This window comes from Streptomyces sp. NPDC051636 (genome assembly GCF_044453765.1).
Lineage (GTDB): Bacteria > Actinomycetota > Actinomycetes > Streptomycetales > Streptomycetaceae > Streptomyces.
Genome location: NZ_JBITDA010000045.1, coordinates 16,726 through 39,460, shown reverse-complemented (window position 1 = coordinate 39,460; position 22,735 = coordinate 16,726). Strand labels below are relative to the sequence as shown.

Genomic DNA, 22,735 nt, shown 5'->3' with positions numbered 1-22,735 from the left:
CAGCCACCAGAAAACGAGAAACCACGCTCTACCAGGCCAGAAAGCTGTCACTCACCAATGACACCCAACCACCGCCACCACACCCCCAACTCACACCTACCGCCTATCCGGTCGGTCTTGGGGCACTGAATCCAGGAGGTCACACGGACGACATGTCTCCTCTAGCGCGGCGCTCATCCGACCCCGAGGAATGAGTACGCCGAGCGTGCCACCAGCTCCAGATGGTGTGACTTACTAGAGCCAAAGCAGCTGCGGCTGCAATGAACCGAATCACAGCCCAAGTAATTCCAACGCCCACAGGTTGCCCATCCGCCTCTGTAGCCAGCCGCATGGAGGTCTCAATAAAGGCTACAAGCGGAACAATCAGTCGGAATGGAAGGCCGCCAACGCCTGGAATTCGCGCCAGGTTACCCAAGAGCCCCAAGGGCGCCCCTAGGACGAAAGCCGCTATTCCCCACACAAGCATCCTGGAGAAAACTCCCTCACTGGCGGCGCCAGATTCCAGTCCGGCCGGGACGGTGGGACTCAGATACTTGAATAGGTAGTACGTGAGCACGCCGATAGCCAAACCCAAAGAAGACAGCAGCGCTGACTCAATTTTGGATCGGCGGAAATAGCCCACCAAGAATGCGTAACAGACCCACAGCCACCCAGCAGAAAAAACAGCATTCAGGGTGACGCAACCTGGATTATCCCATTTTTCGGTAAGGGGGCCCGCTAGACCAAGCAGCAAACCCACCCCGAGGGATGTTGCGATCGGAGCAACGCGAGTGCGCAGGAAGTGTGCGATTTCTCTTCCCATCCCGTGAGTAACTCAGAATTGGAGGCGGCGCCACTCCGGCACGGCGCGGGCGACCGAACAGACCGGAGTGGCGCACCAGCCTACCCCACCAACCGAGGGGTCGGCTCGGAACCTACTTGATGCTGTAGTAGGTGTAGCAGGTGTAGGCAGCGCCCGCCGTGCGGTGGGCGTTGGAGTAGTCGTTGGCTGCCACCCAGCCACTGTCGACCGTCACGCCGGCAATCTTCACCGAAGACTTGTGGACCTTATCGTGGTGGTAGTAGTTCGAGTAGCAGTACTTACCGGACGTGTTCAGGTAGTCGCCGTAGCACCATTTTCCGCCACTGGCGGGGACGCACGCCTCTGACATTGGCGAAACGTTGCCCGCCGAATCGTCCACAGTGATCGCCGCCACACCCCATTCAGAGGGGTTGCCCAGCTCGGCGGGCGGCTTCGTGCCGTCGCCACGCTTGTGGAAGGTGATCTGGCCGACCTTGGAACCATCCGCGGCGACGACAGCGCCGTGCGCGGTAACGGTCGCAGCCTGGGGGCTGTCTGCGGCGGCCGACGTGGCGAAGCTGCATACTGCGAGTGCCATGCTCGCAAAGCCAAGAGCTAGCGACTTACCAAGTATCCTCACGAAATTCCCCTTCCCCAACCCCCCGTTAGGAGTTGCGTAGTGATCTTCAGCGAGGGAATGGCGGCAGTCAACAGCCTCGAGAAGGATTGTCTGAAAACACACTGGCTGGCTTGTGGGCCCTACGGGTTTATATCGTGCAATAGATGGCGAGTCGGACGGGTCGCTTGAGCAGCGCCGGAATGCGGCGAGACAGGTAGTTGCGGAATGGCGTTCGTAGCGCGGGATGGAAAAATGGCAAACCAAGACTTGAGTGGTGACAAACAGTGTCTTCAAGGTTGAGCGGTGCGGAGGTGTCCGCTGGCTCGGCGAGTGGTGACGCAGCGTGTCCGTAGCCGTTGGTTGTCGGCGTTGCGGAAGCCGAAAGCGTGGCGGGCGACGAGCTTGATGACGCGGTTGATGCCCTCGCTTCTGGCGTTGCTGTGCCCGGTGCCGATGAACGCATCGATTTCGGGCCACCAGCGGTCGCCGGTGATGGCGAGCTGGCGGACCTCGGGGATGTCGGAGTCCGCGCACCAGGTGAGGAACTTCCATCGCGCGTGGCCGACTCGGTGGCGGTCGGCGCCGGTGCGGGTAAGGGCGAGGAGGGTGCGCAGGTTCTCCTTGGCGATCCACGCGGTCAGCAGCTGTTGGCCGATCTTTCCCTCGCCCAGCAGGGTGTTCCACATCGTGGCGACTGTTCGTCGGTGAGGTGCTCTCAGTTGCGCAGGAGCCGTCGTCTGGCCTTCCACTCCGGATTGCTGGCGCGTCCGCGTCGGCCGCGGATCTCGGCGGTGGTGCGGCGCCGGACCATGGACAGCATTTTGTCGGCGAGCTGGACGACGTGGAAGTGGTCGACCACGACGGTGGCGTGCGGCAGGCCGGTGCGGACGGCGGCCCGGTAGGGGGAGGACATGTCGATGGCGACGTAATGGATGCTCTTGCGCCAGGTCGGTGGGGTGGTGGCGAGCCAGGTGAGTACGTCGGCGACCGTGCGGCCCTCAATCTGTCCAAGCAGGCCACCGGTGCCGAGCGCGTCGACGAAGCCGGTGTGCCACCGGTCGCGCACCGGGTGCCACGTGCCGGTCGTGGGGTCCTGTTCCCGGCGTGGCCGTCCGCGTCTGGTCTCGTCGATGCCCAGCACCTGCACCTTCGGCAGGGGTGTCTCGACAACCTCGCGGGCCTGGACACGAACGGCGTCCATCACGGTCGGCCAGGACAGGCTCAGGTCGCGGGCGGCCTGAACTGTCGGCGTACACGTGAACGTGGCCCTGGCAAGATTTCCGTGAAGCGGGAGTGTGCCACCGTGCGCCGGTGACGCTCCGTCACGGGTAGCGGCGTCGGAGCAGGGCCATGAGGATGACGCGGTGGCGGAGGAGCGGGACTCCTGCGCGTCCGGCCGTGATCCGCTTCTGGAGTTTCAGGTCGGTTATGCGGCCTTCGTTGACGCCGGAGTTGAACGGGGTGGTGATGCCCTGTTCGACTGCGGGCTGGTCTTCGCGGATTGCCTTGGCGAGGCTGGCCAGGGCGGGAAGGCGGGAGGTTGCGAGCTGGTCGAGCCAGGCTGGCAGCGGGGTGGCGTCGCGGTTCTCGAGCATGGCGGGGAACTGACGGACCAGGTCGTGGCTTCGGTTCAACTCCGGGCAGTGCTCGAACAGCCGTCGGAGTGCCTCGGCTGCGTGCAAGCTGCGGCGGGACGGTGTGGCGGTGATCCAGCGGGCGACTTCGCGAGGTGAGGGCGGCCGCTCGCGCGGGGTGTCGATCGGCAGGCCGCGGCGTAGCGGTGCGATGGCCATCTTGACCCGTTGGTAGTGGCCGCGGTAGCCCTTGGCGGCGATCTCCTGGTGCAGCACCGTTGCGGTGTGCTCGCCTTCCTCCCACCGCTGCCGAAGGTACTCCAGGTACGGATCGAGGCTCGTGGACCGGCGGGGCCGGGTGCGCCGTACGCAATCCTGCCAGGTGGCGGCCCGGGCGTACTTGCCCACGGTGCGCCGGTTCAGGCCCAGCTCGCGGGCCGCGGCGCTGAGCGAACAACCAGTGTCGGTCACCGCGTGCACTGCCTCGAACAGCCGCTTTGCATGGCGGCGGGCGGGGGTGTCGGCCTGATCGGACGGTCCCGTCGCGGTGGTTGGTGGTGGTGCCGGTTCGGGCTCGGGAACTGCGGCGGGCAGGCAGTCGCGGTGGGTGGCGGCGATCTCCCCGATCCGCTTCGAGAGCCCCTGCCACAGGTGGAAGCGGTCGCTGACCTGCACCGCGTCCGGGGCGCCGTCGGTGATGCCCTGGCGGTAGACCAGCGAGCCGTCCCGGCAGACCACCTCGACACCTGGGTGCGTCCGCAGCCAGGCGGCCAGCGGCTCGGCGTCGCGCCCGGCCCACAGTTCGATCGGCAACCGCGTGGTGGCATCCACCAGCAGGGTTCCGTAGACGTCCGCGTACAGCGTGAAGTCGTCCACGCCCAGCACCCGTGGGACCGCCGGTGACGGAAGCGGCAAGCGCATCAAGTGGAACAGCACGCTGGTCCGCGACAGCGGCACCTTCAGGATCTGCAGCAGCCGGGCGCCGCCGCGGCCGGCGAGGAGCACCCCGGCCATCTCCACCAGGTGCTGCAGCAGCGGGCTGCGGCGCTGATAGCGCACCGTCAACCCCTCGACCTGCTCGGCAAACGTCCGCCGGCCACAGCCGGGGCTGTCACAGAACAACCGCCGCACCGACAGCCCGATCAGCACCGGGCGTCCTCCGACAGCGACATCGGCCAGCGCCCGGCCATAACGACTGTGCACCCGCGCAGAACCGCGACCACAGTCCGGACACGCCACCGTCAACTCGCGGGTGCAGGCCGCGATGCGGACCACGCCGCCCGCCACCCACACCCGTTCCACCCGCACCGCATCGAGGTGCGGAGACATGATCTGTACGAGGTCATCACACTCGCTGACAGTGCCACCATTCCTGACGGAGCGTCACCGGCGCACAGTGACCTCCTTCAGTCATCCACAAGCGGATGACAAGGATTCCACTGGCTTTTTCGGCCACGTCGAACCGTGATTGGCGCAATTACGGATAGTCCGCCCGGTCGTGACCGGGCGGACGGTAAGGATTCGGCAGGGATCTTCCGGCTGGGGTGGCGGAAATGCGCCCGGGAATGGCAGAGGGTCGCCGGTGTCCCGTCAGCCGCTTGCAAGGGGGCGGTGCACGATGTCCCGCAGAGCAAACTGTGCCGGATCGAGGCACAGGGCCGCTGTCAGCTGCGGCGCCGTCGGAGGCTGCGGTCAGGGTGAACGAGGCGGAAGCGGAGTGGTGGGTTGCCTTTTGGAATAGGTTCTTTGCCCGTGCGGTCGCGTCTGTTCGTGCCGTGACATGACCGGCATCACAGCCTGTGGAGTTTATCGATCACCGCGATCGGATTGGGCGGCCCGGGGCGTCGTTCGACCGGGTCCAGAGCCCGGTCCCCGAGATCCGACCGAAGAAGGAGAAAGTGATGGGAATACCTGCCCGGTCCGCTCAGCGCAGTAGCGGAAAACCGCAGCAGGGCGGCGACGGGTCGGCCACAGGCGCCGGCACCGCCGCGGTTTCCGCGTTCGGCCGGATGGCCCTGTGGCTGCCAACAGGACCGCTGGAGTTGGGGCCGCCGCGGCGGCGCGCGGTGCTCGCACTGCTGCTGATCAACGCCGGCAAGGTGGTGTCGATCTCGTCGATGGTCCGCAGCATCTGGGAGACCGAGCCCCCCGACCACGCCATCGCCACGCTGCAGTCGTACGTGTCCCGGTTGCGCAGGATGATCGCCGACCGACCGCTGCACGGCGGGGCCGAGCTCCAACTCGAGTACCGCTCGCCGGGGTACCTGCTCAACGCGATGCCGGAGCATGTTGACGTGATGCGCTTCGAGTCGGCCGTCGGCCAGGGGCTCGCCGCCCAGCGTCGCGGCGACCTACCGGAGACCTTCGCCCTGGCGTCCGTGGCGCTGCGGCTGTGGACCGCGCCGCCGTTCGAGGACCTGACCGGCTACGAGTTCGCCGCGCAGGAGGCAGTACGGCTGGACCAGCTGCGGCTGGCCGCGGTGGAGGCGCGTGCCGCGGTGGCGTTCGCCCTGGGCCGCAGTGAGGAGGTCCTGCCCGGACTGGAACGGGAAGTGGCCGACCATCCGACCCGCGAGCGGCTGGTCTACCAACTGATGCGGTCCCAGTACCACAACGGCCGACAGGCCGATGCACTGCGCCTGTTCGAACGCACCCGGCAGTACCTGGCCGACGAGCTCGGGGCGGACGTCAGCCCCCAGCTGCGGCAGGTCCACGAGGAGATCCTGCATCACGACCCCTCGCTCGCCCGGTTTCCGGGCGGGTCCGGTTCACCGCTGGTGGCCGCCCGGGCCGCCGAGCGGCCGGTGTCCGCTGCTGCGCCGGTCGCCGCTGACTGGCAGCACGGAACAGTGGACCGGCCGGGCCTGCCGTGTCAGCCGGGCCGGCTGGTGACCGGTGCCCCGGCTGCGTTCGTCGGGCGAAGGGAGGAGCTGCGGCGGCTGCTGGCCGCGGCGCAGCACAGCCACGACGGAGAGGGGCGCACCGTGCTGGTCGTCGGAGAGGCGGGCCTGGGCAAGACCCGGCTGGTGCGGGAGCTCGGGCGGCTCTGCCAGGAGTCGGGCACCGACGTGGTGACCGTCAACTGCCCTCCGTCCGAGGACATGCCCCCCTACTGGCCCTGGACCCAGGCGCTGCGGCGGGTGGCGGCGCGGCGGCCGGACGCGATGCGCAGTCTGCCGGACAGCGCCCAATGCACCCTGGCGGCGCTGGTGCCCGAGCTGGCACCGGACAAGGCTCCCGGCGATCGCCCCGAGCTGTCCGGAGCGGGCCGGTTCGCGCTCCACGACGCCGTGAGCCAGGCGCTGCTGGGGACAGCCCGCCGACCGCTGGTGCTGGTGCTGGAGGACTTCCAGTGGGCCGACGCCGCCTCGCTGCACCTGCTGCCCTTCCTGACCCGCCAGTCGGCCGATTCGCGGTTCCTGCTCGTGGTGACCTTGCGGTCCTTCCGGATCGCGGACGACCCCGGCCTGCGGGCGACCCGGGCGGCGGTTCTGCAGTCGCTCAACGCCGAGGAGGTCCGGCTGGACGCGCTCAGCCTGGACGAGACCCGGCGGGTCGTGGCGGGCGCCCGCGGCATCGACCCGGAGCTGTGCGCCGCCCTGCACGAACGCGCGGGGGGCAATCCGTACCTGCTGCTCGGCCTGCTGGAGTCGCTGCGGGACACGGCAACGGTGCAGGAGGTGCACGGCATGGTGCCGCCGGTGATCCGGGAGGTGATCAACGAGCGGCTGTCCGGCCTCCCGGCGGAGATCCTCGAACTGCTCAACTCCTGCGCCGCGGCCGGCCCCGGGGGTGTCCACGGCGCGGTGCCCCGCGGAGCGGTCGACAGGGCGGTCCGCGGCGGACTGCTGGTGGCGGACGAGACGGCCCCCGAGGGCATCGGCTTTGTGCACCAGCTGATCCGGGACGTGGTGCGGCAGGAGCTCACCGACGCGGCGCCCTACTACCGCCCCACCGTCCGGGCCACCGCCCCGGCGGTGGAGCACAGCTGCGCGCGCGAGGAGGCGATGCCCTGGCGGGCACATGTCGCCGCCGCGAGGGAGATGCCGTCGACCAGGGCGGTGAGCGCGCGAGTCGCCGAGGGCGGGAGCGGCGGCCAGGGCGCGGGCAGCGGCGCGCCCAGCACTGCGGGCGCCGTCAGCCCAGGTACTCCATGGCCATCACGCCCCAGGTGAAGCCGACGGCGCTGGTGGCGTGCAGAACCAGGTCGCCCGGCTCGAGCTGGTTCCGGGTGATCAGGTCCTGCATCGCGATCAGGGTGTCCGCACCGCCCATGTGCCCCAGGTGGTCGTAGTTGAGCGCGCTCCTGCTCTCGGGCAGACCGAGCTGCTGCAGGAAACCCTCGTGGATCGGCCGGGCGCCGTGGGTGACCAGCAGGAAGGCGACGTCGTCGAGCTCCCGGCCGATCGAGGCGAGGACCTCGGCGGTGAGCGCCACGAAGTTCTCCGAGTAGGCCTCGCCGAGACCGTCCCGCACGCCCTTGCGCCGCACCACCACCCGGTCGCCCTCATGGGTGCCGGTGTAGTAGTCGGCCCAGCTGGGGTCGGTGCGCATCTTCGAGTCGAGGACCTCGGCGACGCAGCCGGACGCCGACAGGAGGATCGCTGCTCCCGCGTCGCCGTTGTTGAACACCTCCTTCATGCCGGCCTCGGTGTAGTCGACCATGGTGCTGACGCGGTCGCCGATCAGGACGAGTGCGTACTCCCCCGGCCTGGCCGCGACCTTGTCGCAGCCGATCTGGATCGCAACCGTCACGGCGTTGCAGTGGTTCGCGAGTTCGAAGCAGTGCGCCCGGTCGATTCCGAGCTCGTGGGCCACCCGGGCGGACGGCGATCCGAAGGGGACGTCCCACACGCCGGACCCGGCGTAGATCACGGTCCGGATCGACGACAGCGGCACCTGGTTCCGCTTCAGTACCGCCTGGGCGGACCGCAGGGCGAGCTCCCACTCCCGCTCATCCTCCGCGAGGATCGGGATGCTGTCGCAGGTGGTGATCGCGCGGATGTCCTCCTCGGGCAGCCCGGAGGCCGCGGATATCTGCTGGACCGTCACCCGCGACGACGGCATGGTGACCTCAAAGTCGACTATCCCGGCCATTCCCTGCTCCGATCTGATTTCGGTGTTCGTGTGGGCCCTGCCTAAGGGCTGTCCCGCAACCCCCCGTGGATTAGCGAGCGGCGTCAGATGCGCTCAATCGCAAGGCGGCGAGGCATCCTCATAGTGGGTGTATTCGGATGTTTCGCCAACGCCGCGAGTGGCCGTAGCTGGCGTCGGGAGCCCGCCGGGGATTGCGGGACAGCCCTTAGGAGAAGAACAGAGGCTTTCCCGCGTAGTAGTCGACGACCGCCTCGCTCATGCTGGTCCTTGACGGGGGGTGAAAAACGATGGCCTGTGCGGCGCAGGCCAGGTAGGCGATGGTGGGGGAGGCGATGTAGGCCATGCCGCCCAGCATCTCGGCGGCCTGGCCGACCGCCCTGGTGATCAGGTCCTGCACCGAGAACCGGGTGAACAGCGAGGCCGCGGCGCAGTCGTTGCCGAGGTCGCCGTCCATGATCCGTCGGGCCAGCCCCTCCACCAGGAAGCCTGCGGTCTCGATCAGCAGGCACAGGGCCGCGCGTTCGGCGACCGACCCGCGCTGCTTGCGCAGCACCAGATCGACCAGGGCGCTGGCAACCCCGGTGTACGAGGCGGCGATGATCATCTGGAACCAGATCACGCCGGCTTCGTTGAGTTCGTCAAGCTTCTCCGCGGCGTTTGGGGGCGTCCGCAGGATGTACTGCTCCTTGACGAACACGTCTTCCAGGACCACCTCGTGGCTCTCCGCGCCGACCAGTGGGAACGTCGACCAGAAGTCGCGGACCGAGACCCCGGGCGTGTCGGCGGGCAGCACCAGAAGGCCCATCTCGGTGCCGCCGTCCGGCCCGCGCAGCGCCACGCTGGCGGTGAGCAGGTCCATCGAGCGAGAGAGGCTGCAGGGTTTCTTCGAACCGCTGACGAGGTAGCCGCCGGGTGCCCGTCGGGCCTGGACCGTCGGGCTGAGGATTCCGTGTCCGGAGCGTCCCTCGGCGTAGCCGGAGGCGATCAGTGAGCGGTTCCGGGCGACCGTTTCGAGGACGGTCTTCTCGATGTCGGTGGTGTCGGCATACAGCGGACCGACGGAGTAGAGCATGCCGACCGAGAAGTGGTGCATTGCGGTCGCCACGGCCAGCGAGGGTGCCAGCGCCCCCAGCGCGCGCACCACCCGGACGGCTTCCAGGGCGTCGGCGCCGATGCCGCCGTAGGCGCGGGGCACCAACAGGTTGGTGCCGCCGTGGTCGCGGAACAGCGCGATGGCGGGGCTGCCCGAGGCCTCCAGGTCTTCGAAGGGCACCTCGGCGAGGCGGTCGGCCAGGCCCGGGAGCAGCCTTTCGCAGGCGTCGAGGTCGGGCTGCAGGAATTTCATCGGGTTCCAGTCCTCCGTAAGCGCCGGGGCGGGGCTCAGTTGTCGACGAGTTGCATGAGGAAGGGTGCGTAGCGTGCGCCGTGCACGGCTGTGGGCGGGACCGCCGCCTCCACCGCCGCGCAGTCCTGGACGGACAGCTCGACCTGGGCGGCGGCGAGGTTCTCCTCGAGGTGGCCGCGGCTGCGGGTGCCCGGGATGGGCACGACGTCGTCGCCCCGGTGGTGCAGCCAGGCCAGGGCGAGCTGGGCGACCGTGACACCGTGTTCGGCGGCCAGCGGCCGCAGTGCCGCCACGGCCGCCAGGTTGCGGGACAGGTTGGGCTCGCCGAAGCGCGGCAGGGTGTGCCGAAAGTCCTGGGCGGGTCCGAGATCCGCCGTCGAGTGGATCCGGTCCGTCAGGAAACCGCGCCCCAGTGGGCAGGAGGCGATGATGCCGATGCCCAGTTCCCGGCAGGTGGCCAGCACCTCCGCCTCGATGCCTCGGCTCCACAGGGACCACTCGCTCTGCACGGCGGTGATCGGGTGGACCGCGTGGGCCCTGCGGACGGTGTCGGCGGAGACCTCGGACAGGCACAGGTGGCGTATCTTGCCCTCGGCGACGAGTTCCGCCAGCGCGCCGACCGCTTCCTCGATGTGCTCCCCGGGGGCGGCCCAGTGCTTGACGTAGAGGTCGAGGTGGTCCACCCCGAGGCGGCCCAGCGAGTCGTGGCAGCGCCGGCGGATGTACTCGCGGTCGCCGCGCACTCCCAGGAACTGTCCGTCGCGGTTGCGTTCCAGGCCCACCTTGGTGGAGATCAGCACCTGGTCGCGCAGGCCCGCGACTGCTTTGCCGAGCAGCCGCTCCCCCTCGCCGAGGCCCTGGACGTCCGCGGTGTCCAGCAGGGTGACGCCCCGTTCAATCGCGCGGCGCACGGTCAGCACGGCCTCGGCGGGGTCGGCCGGGGCGTAGAAGGACGACATGCCCAGGCAACCCAGGCCCTGGGCGGGGAGTTCCAGACCGCCGAGCCGGCGGGTGGGCAGGGGAGTGTGGGTGGTCAACTGTCTGCTCCTCGTTCGGTTGGGGCCGTGCCCGCACCGCAGGCAGGTCTCACCAGGAGTCGATGTGCAGGACCTGGTCCAGTGGTTGGCGTGCCGCGGGCTTGAAGTCCGTCCCGATGGAGTAGGCCGTCGGGATCAGCGCCGCCTGGACGATGCCGTCGGGAAGGCCGAGCAGTTCGGCGATCTCCTTCTCGTACATCAGGTGCAGGGTGGTCCAGGCGGTCCCCAGCCGACGGGCCCGGGCGGCGAGCATGTAGCTCCAGCCGGCCTGGATGATCGACCCCCACATGCCGGCCTCGTTGTACTCGGGAGCAGCGCTGGCGTCCAGGCAGGGGATGACCAGCGCGGGCACGTCGCCGAGCCGGTCGCCGAGGTGGGCGACGCTGTCGCCGACCCGCTGCTGCACCGCGTGGCGGGCCGCGTCCTCGGGGTACAGCGAGCCGCACGACCCCTCGGACCCCAGGTAGGTCTGCACGGCGCGCTGGTAGAAGCGACCGATTGCGGCCCGCTGCTCGGGGTCGGTCACCACGATCCAGTGCCAGGTCTGCCGGTTGCTCCCGGACGGGGCCTGCAGGGCGATGGTGATGCACTCCTTGACGAGGTCCAGCGGCACCGGGCGGGTCAGGTCCAGCCGCTTGCGCACGGAGCGGGTGGTGGTCAGCAGTTCGTCGGGGGTGAGTTCGAGGAGCGGCATACGGCGGTCCCTTCGGTCGATTGGGTCATCCGGTTCGTTGTCTCGGTCGTCTCGGCGCCGGTCAGTTGTGGCTCAGTCGCAGGTCAGGCGCGGATCCGGCCGTCCGGCTCGACACGGGACAGCACCGCGTGCAGCCCCTCGGCGAGTTCGTCGGCCGCGTCGCGGTCCATGACCAGTGGCGGGTTGATCAGCAGGGCCCGCGGGTTGCCGCGCAGGATGATGCCGGCGTCCTCGCGCATGGCCTGGGCCACCGGGGCGGTGCCGGTGGGCAGTTGGGCCCGGGTCTGCTGGTCCGCGACCAGTTCCACGCCCAGCATCAGGCCGAGCTGGCGGACGTCGCCGACGACCGGCAGGTCGCGGAGCGATTCGAGCCGGCCGGCCAGGTATCCGCCGATCTTGGTGGCGTTTCCGAGCAGGTCCTCCCCCTCGATGATGTCCAGGTTGGCGAGCGCGACAGCGCAGGCGGTGGGGTGCCCGGTGTATGTGTAGCCGATCGGGAATCCGGTGGAACCGGTGACCGTCGCCGCCACCTCCTCGGTGACGAGCACCGCGCCGTGCGGGACATAACCGGAGGTGATGCCCTTGGCGGTGACCATCAGGTCCGGCACCACCCCGAAGTGCTGTGCCGCGAACCAGTGGCCGGTGCGTCCGTAGCCGGTCACCACCTCGTCGAAGATCAGCAGGATGCCGTGGCTGCGCAGCAGTTCTGCGACCCGCGGCCAGTAGTCCGAGGGCGGTATCACCGCGCCGCCGACGCTCATCACCGGTTCGCCGATCATCGCCGCGATCTTGTCCGGGCCGATCCGCTCGATGGTCTCCCGCAGTTCCCGCAGACAGAACTCGGTGACGTCCTCGCCGCCGTACACATCGTGCTGGTAGGGGTCGGGGGCGGTGAGGTGGTGGACGTCGGGCAGGGTGGGGCCGAAGCCCTGGTGGTACACGTCGAGCCCGGAGACGCTCCCGCTGCCGTAGGCGATTCCGTGGTAGGCGCTCTTCCGGGACAGGATCCAGGTCCGTTCGGGCTGGTCCCTGCGGTAGTGGTAGTAGCGGGCCATCCGCAGCGCGATCTCGTTCCCCTCGGCCCCGCCGCTGGTGAAGAACGCGCGATCCAGGCCGACGGGCGCCAGGTCGGTGAGCCGGACGGCCAGTTCGATCGCCTTGTCGTTGCTCATGTTCTCCCAGAGGTGGAAGCACTCGAGCGCGTTCATCTGGGCGGTGGCGGCCGCCACGATCTCGGGCCGGGCGTGGCCCACCTGCATCATGCCGAGCACGGCTGCGGCGTCCAGGTAGCTGCGGCCAGTGCTGTCGCGGACGTAGCAGCCGCGGCCCTCGACCATGACGAGGCGGTCTGTGCGGCCGGCCGGCAGGTTGGGGTGGATCAGCCGGTCGCGGTCGGCCTGGACCCAGGCGGCTGTCCGGTCCGAACCGGGCTCCGGTGCGCTCGGGGGTGTGGGCATGAGGCGAACTCCTTTGCGGCGGGGGCTTCCGTCGAGGGGATGCACACGGCGTCGGGCAGTGACCGCCGGTTCGCCGGGAAGTCTGGCAATCGGGTGCTGTGTTCCGCTGACGGCGGGTTCGGACGGATCGTCAAGCGGCCTGCAAGGCCGGGGGACCGGCCGCCCGGCCCTGCGGCCGCCAGGTGGGCTCGTGGCCGGAGCCCGCGCCGACGGGCACAAGGAGACCGTCCACGCCGCTGCAAGGCCCATTCGGCACAGTGGTCACCGACCAGCCAGTCGGTTGCGATCGTTTCCAGCAGAGGATCTGCCATGTCCCGCGTCTCCACCGGTCCGAGCACCAGTCCGACCGCCGCCCATGCCCTGTTGCAACGTCTGCACGACCACGGAGTGCGCACCGTGTTCGGCGTGGTCGGCCGTGAGGCGGCGTCAATTCTCTTCGACGAGTCGGACGGCATCGACTTCGTCCTGACCCGGCACGAATTCACCGCAGGTGTCGCGGCCGACGTGCTGGCCCGGATCACCGGCCGGCCGCAGGCGTGCTGGGCCACGCTCGGCCCCGGTATGACCAACCTGTCGACCGGCGTCGCCACCTCCATGCTGGACCGGTCGCCGGTCATCGCGCTGGCCGCGCAGTCCGAGTCCCACGACATCTTCCCCAACGACACCCACCAGTGCCTGGACTCGGTGGCGATCATGCGGCCGATGTCCAAGTACGCGGCGGAGCTGCAACGCCCCGACGACGTGACCGATCTGGTTGACTCCGCCGTGGCCGCCGCGATGGCCGAGCCGGTCGGCCCCAGCTTCATCTCACTGCCCATCGACGTCCTCGGCGGCAGGATCGACGCCACCCGGGTCCACCCCGAGGCCAGGACCCCGGCCAAGCCCCTCGGCCTGGTCGAGGACGGCTGGCAGGAGGCCGCGCTCAAGGCCGCCGAACTGGTCGGATCGGCGCGGCACCCGGTCCTGGTGGTCGGCGCCGCGGCGATCCGGTCCGGAGCGGTGCCCGCCATCCGCGCGCTGGCCGAGCGGCTGAACCTGCCTGTCATCACCACGTACACGGCCAAGGGTGTGCTGCCGCACGGTCACCGGCTCAACTACGGTGCGGTCACCGGCTACATGGACGGCATCCTGTCCTTCCCGGCGCTGGACGCCCTGTTCGGGTCGGCCGACGTCATCCTCACCATCGGCTACGACTACGCCGAGGACCTGCGGCCCTCGATGTGGCAGCGCGGCGAGGACAAGACGACGGTCCGGGTGTCGCCCACGGCCAACCCGGTGCCCCGGGTCTACCGCCCGGACGTGGACGTCGTCACCGACGTCCTGGCGTTCGTCGAGCACCTGGACCGCCACACCGCCGACGTCGCCGCCAAGACCCCGCACGACGTCACCGCACTGCGCAAGCGGATCGCTGAGTTCCTGGCCGACCCGCGCCGCTACGACGACGGCATGCGGGTGCACCAGGTGATGGACGCCATGAACACCGTCATGGCCGAGACCGCCGAGGCCGGCGAGGGCACGATCGTCTCCGACATCGGGTACTTCCGCCACTACGGGGTCCTCTTCGCCCGCGCCGACCAGCCCTACGGGTTCCTCACCTCTGCCGGCTGCTCCAGCTTCGGCTACGGCATCCCGGCGGCGATCGGAGCCCAGATGGCCCGCCCGGGGCAGCCCACCTTCCTGATCGCCGGAGACGGCGGCTTCCACTCCAACAGCGCCGACCTGGAGACCATCGCCCGGCTCAACCTGCCGATCGTCACCGTCGTGGTCAACAACGACGCCAACGGTCTGATCGAGCTCTACCAGAACCTCGGCCACCACCGCGCTCACAACCCGGCCGTGAAGTTCACCGGCGTCGACTTCACCGCACTGGCCCACGCCAACGGTGTCGAGGCGGTCCGCGCCGCCGACCGCGAGGAACTGCTGGCCGCGCTGCGCAAGGGAGCCGGGCTCGGACGGCCGTTCCTGATCGAGGTGCCGATCAGCTACGACTTCCAGGCCGGCGGTTTCGACGCGCTGAGCATCTGAGATGACGCAGACGCTGCCCGCCGCCGTCGGGTTCCTCGCCGAGATCCGCGCCGAGACCGGCCGGGGCGCGGGCCGGCCGCTGGAACCGGTATTCGCCTCCCTCGGCTCCCGGGCCGAACTGCAGGAGCAGTCGGCCGGCCAGGCCCTGCGGATCGTCCTGCTGCACTCCGGGGCGCCCGACGACGCCCACGCCCGCGCTGGCGGCCGCACGCTGGCGCTCGCCGGAGAGCTCTACAACCAGGACGAACTGGTCCGGCTGCTGCCCGGCGCCGCCCGGCCGGACAGCGACGCCGCCCTGGTCCTGGCCCTGTTCGAGATCTACGACCTGCACGCCTTCCGTCTGCTCAACGGGCGGTTCGCGGCGCTGCTCGCCGCCCCGGGACGGGTCGTGCTCGGCACCGACCACGCGGGCTCGGTGCCGCTGTACCTGTCCGCCGCCCCCGGCCGAGTGCTGGCGGCGACGGAGGCGAAGGCCCTGCGGACAGCCCCGGCGGGCCGCAGGCTCCCGGCCCGGCCGGTGCGCCGGCTGCCCGGCACCCACCAGGTGCCGGCCGGCACAGTGCTGGACATCCAGGTCGCAGCCGGGGACTGCACCGCCCACCGCACCTGGGCTCCGCCACTGGCCCGCCGGACCGTACCGGAGGAGGAGGCGGCCGAGACCGTCCGCCACGCCCTGGACCGCGCGGTCCGGACCCGCACAGGCCCAGGCACGCCGCTGGTGGTGCTGTCCGGCGGCATCGACTCCTCCTCGGTGGCGGCTTTGGCCGCCCGCCGCGCGGCCGGACCCATCGACACCGTCTCCATGGGCACCGACCTGGCCGACGAGTTCCCGCAGGCGCGGGTTGTGGCCCAGCACCTGGCCAGCGCGCACCGGGAGGTCACCGTCCCGACCGGCGACCTGTTGCGCCGGCTCCCGCACACCGTGTGGGCGGCCGAGTGCCTGGACCCTGACATCATCGAGTACCTGCTGCCGCTGACGACGCTGTACCTGCGGCTGGCTGGCACCGGTCGGCGGATCCTGACCGGCTACGGGGCCGACATCCCGCTCGGCGGAATGCACCGCGAGGACCGGCTGCCGGAACTGGACACCGCCATCTGCCGCGACATGGCCACCTTCGACGGCCTGAACGAGATGACGCCGACCCTGTCCGGCATCAGCGGCCACTGGTCCACCCACCCCTACTGGGACCGCGACGTGCTGGACCTCCTGGTGCCGCTGGAGGCCGGGCTCAAACGCCGCTACGGGCAGGACAAGTGGGTGCTGCGCGCCGCGATGGGCGACCTGCTGCCGCACGAGGTCGTGATCCGGCCCAAACTGGGCGTGCACGAGGGCTCCGGCACCAGCTCGTCCTTCACCCGGCTGCTGATCGACGCCGGCGTCGTGCCCGAGCGGGTGCGCCAGGCCAAGCAGCTGGTCGTCCAGGAACTGTTCGACCGAGTCGTCACCGAGGGCCGGCACCCGAACGAGGTGCCGCTGGACACCGTGGTGGAGCAGGTCACCGGCCCGCTGCTGTCCGGCGCCCGCCCGGTGCCGTGATGACACCGGGCCCGCCCGCACCGCACCGTGACCGGCCGCCGGCCCGTAACGCCAGGAGGGACCACCACACCGTGGAACGCGTCAACACCAATGTCTCGCCGCGCTATGCACAAATCGCCACGTTCATGCGCCTGCCGCACGACCCCGCGCCGCAGGGCAGGGACATCGTGGTCATCGGCGCCCCCTACGACAGTGGCACCAGCTACCGGCCCGGTGCCCGTTTCGGCCCGCGCGCGGTCCGCGACGAGTCCGGGCTCATCCACGGAGTGGGCATCGACCGCGGGCCGGGCACCTTCGACCTGATCGACTGCGTCGACGCCGGGGACATCGACCTGACCCCGTTCAACATGCACATCGCCATGGAGACCGCTCAGCAGCGCCTGGACGAACTCCTCGCCGACAACGCCGCCTTCCTAATGATCGGCGGCGACCACTCGCTGACCCTGGCCGCGCTGCGCGCCGTCGCGGCCAAGCACGGACCTGTGGCCGTCCTGCACCTGGACGCGCACTCCGACACCAACCCCGCCTTCTACGGCGGCGAGTACCACCACGGCACGCCCTTCCGGCACGCCATCGAGGAGAAGCTCGTCGATCCGCAGCGGATGGTGCAGATCGGCATCAGAGGGCACAACCCGAAGCCCGACTCGCTGGACTACGCCCGCGGACACGGCGTGCATATCGTCACCTCCGACGAGTTCTGCGAGCTGGGCCCCAAGGCCACCCGGCAGCTGGTGCGCGAACGCATCGGCGACGCGCCGGTCTACGTGTCGGTGGACATCGACGTCGTGGACCCCGCGTTCGCGCCGGGCACCGGCACCCCTGCCCCCGGCGGCCCCAGCTCGCGCGAGGTGCTCGCGCTGCTGCGCGGCATCGGCGAACTGAATCCGGTGGGCTTCGACGTGATGGAGGTCTCGCCGCCGTACGACCACGCCGGCATCACGGCGGTGCTGGCCACCGAGATCGGCGCCGAACTCCTGTACCAGTACGCCCGTGCACACGCCCGAGAGAGGAATTCCTCGTGACCGTCCTGAACTGCTCCGCACACTCCGACGAGCTGCTGGCGCTGGCCGCGACACTGCCTCGCACCCCCCGTGCCGACCTGCACGGCTTCCTGGACGCCGCTGGCACGGCCGCCGCCGTGCTCCCCGACGACCTGGGAAGCGCCCTGGACCGGTTCAACGCCGACGGCAACCAGGACGGCTACCTGCTGCTGCGCGGCCTGCCGGTGGAGGACGACGCCGACCTGCCGCCCACTCCCCGCAGCACCCCCGCCCCGGCCGACCGCCCGCTGCTGAACCTGGAGGCGGTGCTGGCGATCGCCGGCCGCCGCCTGGGCCTGCACACCGGCTACCGGGAACTGCGCTCCGCCTCCGTCTATCACGACGTGTACCCGTCCCCCGATGCCCACTACCTCTCCTCCGAGACCTCCGAGACCCTGCTGGAGTTCCACACGGAGATGGCCTACCACGTCCGCCAGCCCAACTACGTGGTACTCGGCTGCTCCAGGGCCGACCACGAGCGCAGGGCGGCCACCCTGGTGGGCTCGATCCGCAAGGCGCTGCCGCTGATCCCCGACGACGTCCGGGCCCGCCTGTTCGAACGACCGCTGCCCTGCTGCGTGGACGTCGCCTTCCGCGGCGGCGTCGAGGACCCCGGGGCCATCGCCAACGTCAAACCGCTCTACGGCTCCCCGCAGGACCCGTTCCTCGGGTACGACCGGGAGCTGCTCGCGCCGCAGGACCCGGCCGACGTCGAAGCCGTCGCGGTACTGTCCAAGGCCCTCGACGAGGTCCGCGAAGCGGTGTACCTGGTCCCCGGCGACATCTTGATCGTCGACAACTTCCGCACCACCCACGCCCGCACCCCGTTCACGCCGCGCTGGGACGGCAAGGACCGCTGGCTGCACCGGGTCTACATCCGCACCGACCGGCACGGGCAGCTGTCCGCAGGGGACCGGGCCGGCGACGTCGTGGACTTCGTACCGCGCCGCTGAGCCGCCGGGCCGGGCCGTACGGGCGAGCCCCGCACGGCCCGGCCGCAGCGCGGGCGTGGCGGATGCCGCCAACACCACTGTGCGCAGGGGATAATGACGTGCCGTGAAACTCGGCATCCGCACCCGGGGAGACACTTCACCATGACAGACAACGCAGTCCGCGAACCGCGGGGGTTCGCGGTGTACACCGCACCCGCGGGTCTGGCCGACGACGGGCGCGACGACTTCACCGTCCTGGTCTCCACCGAGCGGGCCGTGGTGAGCGCGGTGTTCACCCGCTCCCGCTTCGCCGGCCCCAGCGTGACGCTGAGCCGTGCCGCCGCCGCGAACCTCAGCGCCCGCGGGGTCGTGGTGCTGGCCCGCAACGCGAACGTCGCCACCGGGGCGCAGGGCGAGGCCAATGCGCGCGAGGTACGCGCCTCGGTTGCGCAGGCCCTCGGCCTGTCCGAGGACGAGCTGCTGATCGCCTCCACCGGCGTGATCGGCCGCCAGTACCCGATGGAGTCCATCCGAGACCACATCAAGACCCTGTCCACGCCGCTTCCGAACGGCGGCCTCGACCGCGCCGCACGGGCCATCATGACCACCGACACCCGGCCAAAGACTGCCCGCGCGCAGGTCGGCGACGCGGTGATCGCAGGCATCGCCAAGGGCGTCGGCATGCTGGAACCGGACATGGCCACGCTGCTGGTCTTCTTCGCGACCGACGCCCAGCTGGACCCGCAGGAGCAGGACCGCGTCTTCCGCCGGGTGATGGACCGGACCTTCAACGCGCTCAGCATCGACACGGACACCTCCACCAGCGACACCGCGGCGCTGTTCGCCAACGGCCTGGCCGGCCCCGTCGACGGCGTACGGTTCGAGGAAGCCCTCTACGATGTGGCCCTGGCCCTGGTCAAGGACATTGCCCACGACGGCGAGGGCGCCGGCAAGCTCATCGAGGTCCGGGTCAGTGGGGCACGCGACACCGCGCAGGCCAAACGCGTCGGCAAGTCCGTGGTCAACTCGCCTCTGGTGAAGACCGCGGTCCACGGCGGCGACCCCAACTGGGGCCGGGTGGCCATGGCGATCGGCAAGTGCTCCGAGGACACCGACATCGACCAGGACAAGGTCGTCATCCGCTTCGGCGACGTGGCCGTCTACCCTCCCGGCACCGGCGGCCCGGACGAGGACGAGGTACGCGCTGCCGTTGCGGAACAGATGCGCGGCAGCGAGGTCGTCATCGGCATCGACCTCGCCGTCGCCGACGGCGCCTTCACCGTGTACGGCTGCGACCTGACGGAGGGCTACGTCCGGCTCAACGCGGACTACTCGACCTGACCCGGTCCGGGCCGGTCCGTGTGAGGAGCTGCGGCGTGCTGCCGTGGACAGCGGCTCCGTCCGTGCGGGACATCGCAGCAGTGATCAAGGGCCTTGGCGACATGTGTCTCATTGTCGTATCCCCGCCGTCCGGGGTGATGTGGTCCTTCGTCTCGGCGCCGTCGTCCATCAGCCCGGCGGCGATCGCCCGGTTCCACCCTGGGGCGGCCTACGCTAGGAAACATGTGCTAGTCCTCGAACTGCGGCTGCTGGACAGGATCGCAGGGCCGAGGCACGTGGCCTGGGGCAATGCCTTTGAATACATCCTGCTGAACGGTTTCGAGGCTGATGCCATAGCCTCGAAGTGGGAGGTTGCACTGTGGTGACCGTTGACCAGACATACAGCGAGTGGGCATAGGCCGTGCAAGCACTGGTGCGGCAGGTGCTACGCGACGAACCCGCTCTTCTCCGCGGCTACAAGCCGATCACCAATGGCGGTGATCGCCACGGAGCCCTGGAGTGGGTGTTCCACTCCGACAGAACCCCTGCCGATCCGATGGACCGCCTGGCTTCCATCGGCGTGATCCCCCAGCCCGCGACCGATACAGCTGACTTTGAGTTCGGCTTCGGAGAGGGCTCGGTGATCGATACGTGAGGAACTTGGCGTCCTATCTCACCGTTCCACACAGGAACATGGACAGGGACTGCGTCATCAAAGGGCTCGCGGATGCGCTAGCGCAAGCTGGCTTTGGCGAGCAGTTGTGGGTTCTGGCACAGATCTTGGGGACCGGTCGCAGAGGGTGACGGTGTCGTTCGATTGAAAGGGTGGTCACGAACCCCGGCTGCCCGACTCAAGCGCTCACCTCGTAGCCTCCGCGTATGACTGATGATCCGTTCCAGTGCCGCTGCGTTCTCTGCCATGACTACGGTGACCGAGACGAAGCGGACCGCATGGATCTGACGATCATCGAGAACGTGCAGCAGCACGGATGGCACGTCGTGATGGTTCCCGAGGACGAGATCGGTCCTGGATTCGCCTACACGATCGGGCTGTCGCACACTCACGGCGCGCCAGAGCTCGCTATGTTCGGACTCGATATCCACGCCATGCACCGCATGCTCAACAGGCTCCGAGAGAAGTCCGCCGCGGGGACTGTACTGGCTGACGGCCAGAGGCATCCTGACGTTGTCGACGGACATCAAGTCGCGCTCAGGCAGGTGGATCTCCGCTGGTACCGAACCTTCTTCGGGCGGGCCATCGGGTTCTACCGGCGGCCTCCATTTCCCGTGTTGCAATTTGCATGGCCCGACGTGGAAGGCTGCTTTCACTGGGAAGAACAGGCCGAGGAGAGGCATCGGGAGTCGCAGCCCCAATTGTGGCTGCCACCGGGTGAGCACCCTGTCGGGATCTGGACGACCGAACTCTGATCTCGACGTGCCGGCCAGCGACAGAGCAACACCACGGGTGGGGAGCTACTGGAGCAAGATCATTTGGCGGAGCAGTTCGAATCCGGCTCGACCATAGAGCTGCCTCTTGATCTTCTTGATGCGGTTCACGGCGCCCTCGATGCTGCCGGAGCTCCAGTCCAGGGTGAGCCCGGCTGTCACGGCGTTGAGTTCCTGGAGCAGGTGGAGTGCGAAGCCGGTGAGGCCGGGGAGTTGGCTGGCATCGACGGCGTCGATCCAGGCCGGGAGCGTGGCGCCGAGTCGACCGCTGAGTATCTCGCCGAAGTCGCGGACGTGTCCGGCGGCCGTGGCCAGTTCGGGGCAGCGGGTCAGAACGTCTTTCAGGCCGGCGTGGTCTTCCTCCGTCAGAGCGGTGGGATGACGGGTGAGCCAGCCGGTCACCTGCCGCACCGTCGGCGGCCGGGGCGGCGCCTCGGACGGAGCCGCACGCAGGGTGGCGATGTGGGCGCGGACCATGCCGTAGGTCACGGGAGCGTGCTCGGCAAACAGTTCGCCGTGCAGTCGGGTGACGCTGGTGCAGCCCTCCGCGAAGCGTCGCTCCAGGTAGGGCTTGTAGGGGTCCAGTCTGCTGGGCCGGGGCCGGTTCTCGCGGAAGGTGTCCTGCCACCGTGCGGCGTTCGCGTACCGGAGCACGGTGTTGAGGCCCCAGCCCACGTACCGGGCAATCGCCCGGCGTGAGTGGCCTTGGGCGAGCAGCTCGTGGACCAGTGCGTGTGCTGCCTTCTTTCGCTCGGCCCGTCGGCCGACGGGAGCCGAGTCGTCCTGCGGTCGACCGGCAGCCGGCCGGGTGGCCTCCGTCAACATGCCGCTGGGCGACGGGTTGCGCAGGCACTCGCGGTGGGCGGCGACGCAAGTCTCCACGGCCCGGCCGAGACCCTGCCACAGATGGAACCGGTCAGCGACCTGAAGAGCATCGGGGGCACCGCGGCGGGCATACCCTCGGCGTAGGCGCCCGCCCAGTCCCGGCAGATGATCTCCACGCCGGGGTGGCGGACCAGCCAGGCGGCCAGCGGCCCGGCGTCAGGCGTTGGGAGCACATCGACCACGCGATGGTCTTCGACGCTGGTCAATACGGTGGAGTAGGTCTGGCCGCGGCGGATCGCGAAGTCGTCCACGCCCAGCACACGCGGAGTACTGAACCGTGGATCGGGCAGGGCCATGACCCTGCGCAATAAGGTCATCCTCCCCGCTCCGAAGCCCAGCTGGGCAGCCAGCCGGGCACCGGTCCGCCCGGCCAGGGCGAGCCCCACTCGCTCCAAGGCGTGGCTGAGCCGAGTGGTGAACCGTGCGTGCGGGGCGGCCAGCCGGGAGAACGGCTCGGCGAACGTCCGGCGTGGGCAGTCCGCCGACCCGCAGATGAAGCGCCGGACCGTCAGCCGGATCACGAAGCCCTGCTCGGCGAGCGGAAGATCCTTAAGCCTGCGCTGGTAACGGTCGTGGACTCGGTTCGAGAAGCGGCCGCAGTCCGGGCATGCGGTCCCGGTCGCACGGCCTCTCGCCACCACCTCGACCGTGCCGAACGCGGCCGAAACCGCCTCGACATCTACATCGTCGGTCCCGTCGAACACCAGCGAGTCCCAGAACGGCGCATCGGTCTGCATGACCAGCACCATCACCGCCCACAGCTGATCAAAGCAGCGATCGGCAGGCACCTGAGGGAGGTCACCTTCGGCCGTCAGAAGACAAGGCGTACGCCGTCTCACGCGAGCCAGTCTCCTGCAATCGAACATCGAGGTAACGCTCCGCGACGACTCCCCAAGTCCTGTGCCAGAACCGAGTTCTGAGAGCACTCTGGTACTTGCGCTTGGCC

The 22,735-nt window shown here is 69.4% G+C and carries 20 protein-coding genes; 9 read left to right on the top strand and 11 right to left on the bottom strand.

All coding sequences use genetic code 11. From position 1 onward, the window contains the following. Positions 1 to 914: 914 nt before the first annotated feature. The 4 genes from ACIBBH_RS39920 to ACIBBH_RS39905 all read right to left on the bottom strand — a co-directional run bounded on the left by ACIBBH_RS39920 (position 915) and on the right by ACIBBH_RS39905 (position 4,303). On the bottom strand, positions 915 to 1,379 hold the full coding sequence (locus ACIBBH_RS39920) for a lactococcin 972 family bacteriocin (protein ID WP_399413502.1): 465 nt from the start codon (positions 1,377 to 1,379) through the stop codon (positions 915 to 917). A 311-nt stretch (positions 1,380 to 1,690) separates the two neighbouring features. Continuing rightward, positions 1,691 to 2,086, bottom strand: coding sequence for a transposase (locus ACIBBH_RS39915; protein WP_399413500.1), 396 nt, complete (start codon positions 2,084 to 2,086; stop codon positions 1,691 to 1,693). Between the two features lie 29 nt (positions 2,087 to 2,115). Beyond that, positions 2,116 to 2,601, bottom strand: coding sequence for a transposase (locus ACIBBH_RS39910; RefSeq protein ID WP_399413498.1), 486 nt, complete (start codon positions 2,599 to 2,601; stop codon positions 2,116 to 2,118). Positions 2,602 to 2,722: 121 nt separating this feature from the next. Then, positions 2,723 to 4,303 carry an ISL3 family transposase gene (locus ACIBBH_RS39905; RefSeq protein WP_399413496.1) on the bottom strand — a complete coding sequence of 527 codons (1,581 nt, stop codon included), beginning with the start codon at positions 4,301 to 4,303 and terminating at the stop codon, positions 2,723 to 2,725. Positions 4,304 to 4,875: 572 nt separating this feature from the next. Here ACIBBH_RS39905 and ACIBBH_RS39900 point away from each other — a divergent pair. After that, positions 4,876 to 7,149: a BTAD domain-containing putative transcriptional regulator gene (locus ACIBBH_RS39900; protein ID WP_399413494.1), complete on the top strand. Its 2,274-nt coding sequence runs from the start codon at positions 4,876 to 4,878 to the stop codon at positions 7,147 to 7,149. On the opposite strand, the gene ACIBBH_RS39895 is transcribed toward ACIBBH_RS39900, so the two are convergent. The 5 genes from ACIBBH_RS39895 to ACIBBH_RS39875 all read right to left on the bottom strand — a co-directional run bounded on the left by ACIBBH_RS39895 (position 7,112) and on the right by ACIBBH_RS39875 (position 12,604). Beyond that, entirely contained in the window at positions 7,112 to 8,071 is a 960-nt protein-coding gene (locus tag ACIBBH_RS39895) for a 3-oxoacyl-ACP synthase III family protein (RefSeq protein ID WP_399413492.1), read from the bottom strand. The genes ACIBBH_RS39900 and ACIBBH_RS39895 overlap by 38 nt on opposite strands. A 205-nt stretch (positions 8,072 to 8,276) precedes the next feature. After that, the gene (locus ACIBBH_RS39890) at positions 8,277 to 9,416 is read right to left on the bottom strand and encodes an acyl-CoA dehydrogenase family protein (RefSeq protein ID WP_399413490.1); all 1,140 of its coding nucleotides are present in this window, start codon (positions 9,414 to 9,416) and stop codon (positions 8,277 to 8,279) included. 35 nt (positions 9,417 to 9,451) lie between these two features. Continuing rightward, positions 9,452 to 10,453, bottom strand: a complete 1,002-nt coding sequence (locus tag ACIBBH_RS39885) for an aldo/keto reductase (RefSeq protein WP_399413488.1) — start codon at positions 10,451 to 10,453, stop codon at positions 9,452 to 9,454. A 49-nt stretch (positions 10,454 to 10,502) separates the two neighbouring features. After that, complete coding sequence (locus ACIBBH_RS39880; protein ID WP_399413486.1) at positions 10,503 to 11,147, bottom strand: nitroreductase family protein; 645 nt, start codon at positions 11,145 to 11,147, stop codon at positions 10,503 to 10,505. An 83-nt stretch (positions 11,148 to 11,230) separates the two neighbouring features. Then, positions 11,231 to 12,604 carry an aspartate aminotransferase family protein gene (locus ACIBBH_RS39875; protein ID WP_399413484.1) on the bottom strand — a complete coding sequence of 458 codons (1,374 nt, stop codon included), beginning with the start codon at positions 12,602 to 12,604 and terminating at the stop codon, positions 11,231 to 11,233. 309 nt (positions 12,605 to 12,913) lie between these two features. On the opposite strand from ACIBBH_RS39875, the gene ACIBBH_RS39870 reads away from it, so the two are divergent. The 8 genes from ACIBBH_RS39870 to ACIBBH_RS39835 all read left to right on the top strand — a co-directional run bounded on the left by ACIBBH_RS39870 (position 12,914) and on the right by ACIBBH_RS39835 (position 20,886). After that, complete coding sequence (locus tag ACIBBH_RS39870; protein ID WP_399413482.1) at positions 12,914 to 14,629, top strand: thiamine pyrophosphate-binding protein; 1,716 nt, start codon at positions 12,914 to 12,916, stop codon at positions 14,627 to 14,629. Between the two features lies 1 nt (position 14,630). Further along, entirely contained in the window at positions 14,631 to 16,166 is a 1,536-nt protein-coding gene (locus ACIBBH_RS39865) for an asparagine synthase-related protein (RefSeq protein WP_399413480.1), read from the top strand. A 125-nt stretch (positions 16,167 to 16,291) separates the two neighbouring features. After that, entirely contained in the window at positions 16,292 to 17,188 is an 897-nt protein-coding gene (gene speB, locus ACIBBH_RS39860) for an agmatinase (protein ID WP_399413510.1), read from the top strand. Continuing rightward, positions 17,185 to 18,159: a clavaminate synthase Cs1 gene (cs1, locus tag ACIBBH_RS39855; protein ID WP_399413478.1), complete on the top strand. Its 975-nt coding sequence runs from the start codon at positions 17,185 to 17,187 to the stop codon at positions 18,157 to 18,159. Before speB ends, cs1 begins: the two co-directional genes overlap by 4 nt. Before the next feature lie 141 nt (positions 18,160 to 18,300). Then, positions 18,301 to 19,479, top strand: coding sequence for a bifunctional glutamate N-acetyltransferase/amino-acid acetyltransferase ArgJ (gene argJ, locus ACIBBH_RS39850; RefSeq protein ID WP_399413476.1), 1,179 nt, complete (start codon positions 18,301 to 18,303; stop codon positions 19,477 to 19,479). Positions 19,480 to 19,541: 62 nt separating this feature from the next. Next, positions 19,542 to 19,844 (top strand): hypothetical protein, encoded by a 303-nt coding sequence (locus ACIBBH_RS39845; RefSeq protein ID WP_399413474.1) that lies wholly within the window; start codon positions 19,542 to 19,544, stop codon positions 19,842 to 19,844. Positions 19,845 to 19,879: 35 nt separating this feature from the next. Beyond that, positions 19,880 to 20,113 carry a hypothetical protein gene (locus tag ACIBBH_RS39840; RefSeq protein WP_399413472.1) on the top strand — a complete coding sequence of 78 codons (234 nt, stop codon included), beginning with the start codon at positions 19,880 to 19,882 and terminating at the stop codon, positions 20,111 to 20,113. 224 nt (positions 20,114 to 20,337) lie between these two features. Beyond that, entirely contained in the window at positions 20,338 to 20,886 is a 549-nt protein-coding gene (locus ACIBBH_RS39835; protein WP_399413470.1) for a DUF4262 domain-containing protein, read from the top strand. Between the two features lie 45 nt (positions 20,887 to 20,931). On the opposite strand, the gene ACIBBH_RS39830 is transcribed toward ACIBBH_RS39835, so the two are convergent. Then, positions 20,932 to 21,729: a transposase gene (locus tag ACIBBH_RS39830; RefSeq protein WP_399413468.1), complete on the bottom strand. Its 798-nt coding sequence runs from the start codon at positions 21,727 to 21,729 to the stop codon at positions 20,932 to 20,934. Then, positions 21,723 to 22,577, bottom strand: a complete 855-nt coding sequence (locus ACIBBH_RS39825) for a transposase family protein (protein WP_399413466.1) — start codon at positions 22,575 to 22,577, stop codon at positions 21,723 to 21,725. The genes ACIBBH_RS39830 and ACIBBH_RS39825 overlap by 7 nt, the downstream gene beginning before the upstream one ends. Positions 22,578 to 22,735: the final 158 nt, after the last annotated feature.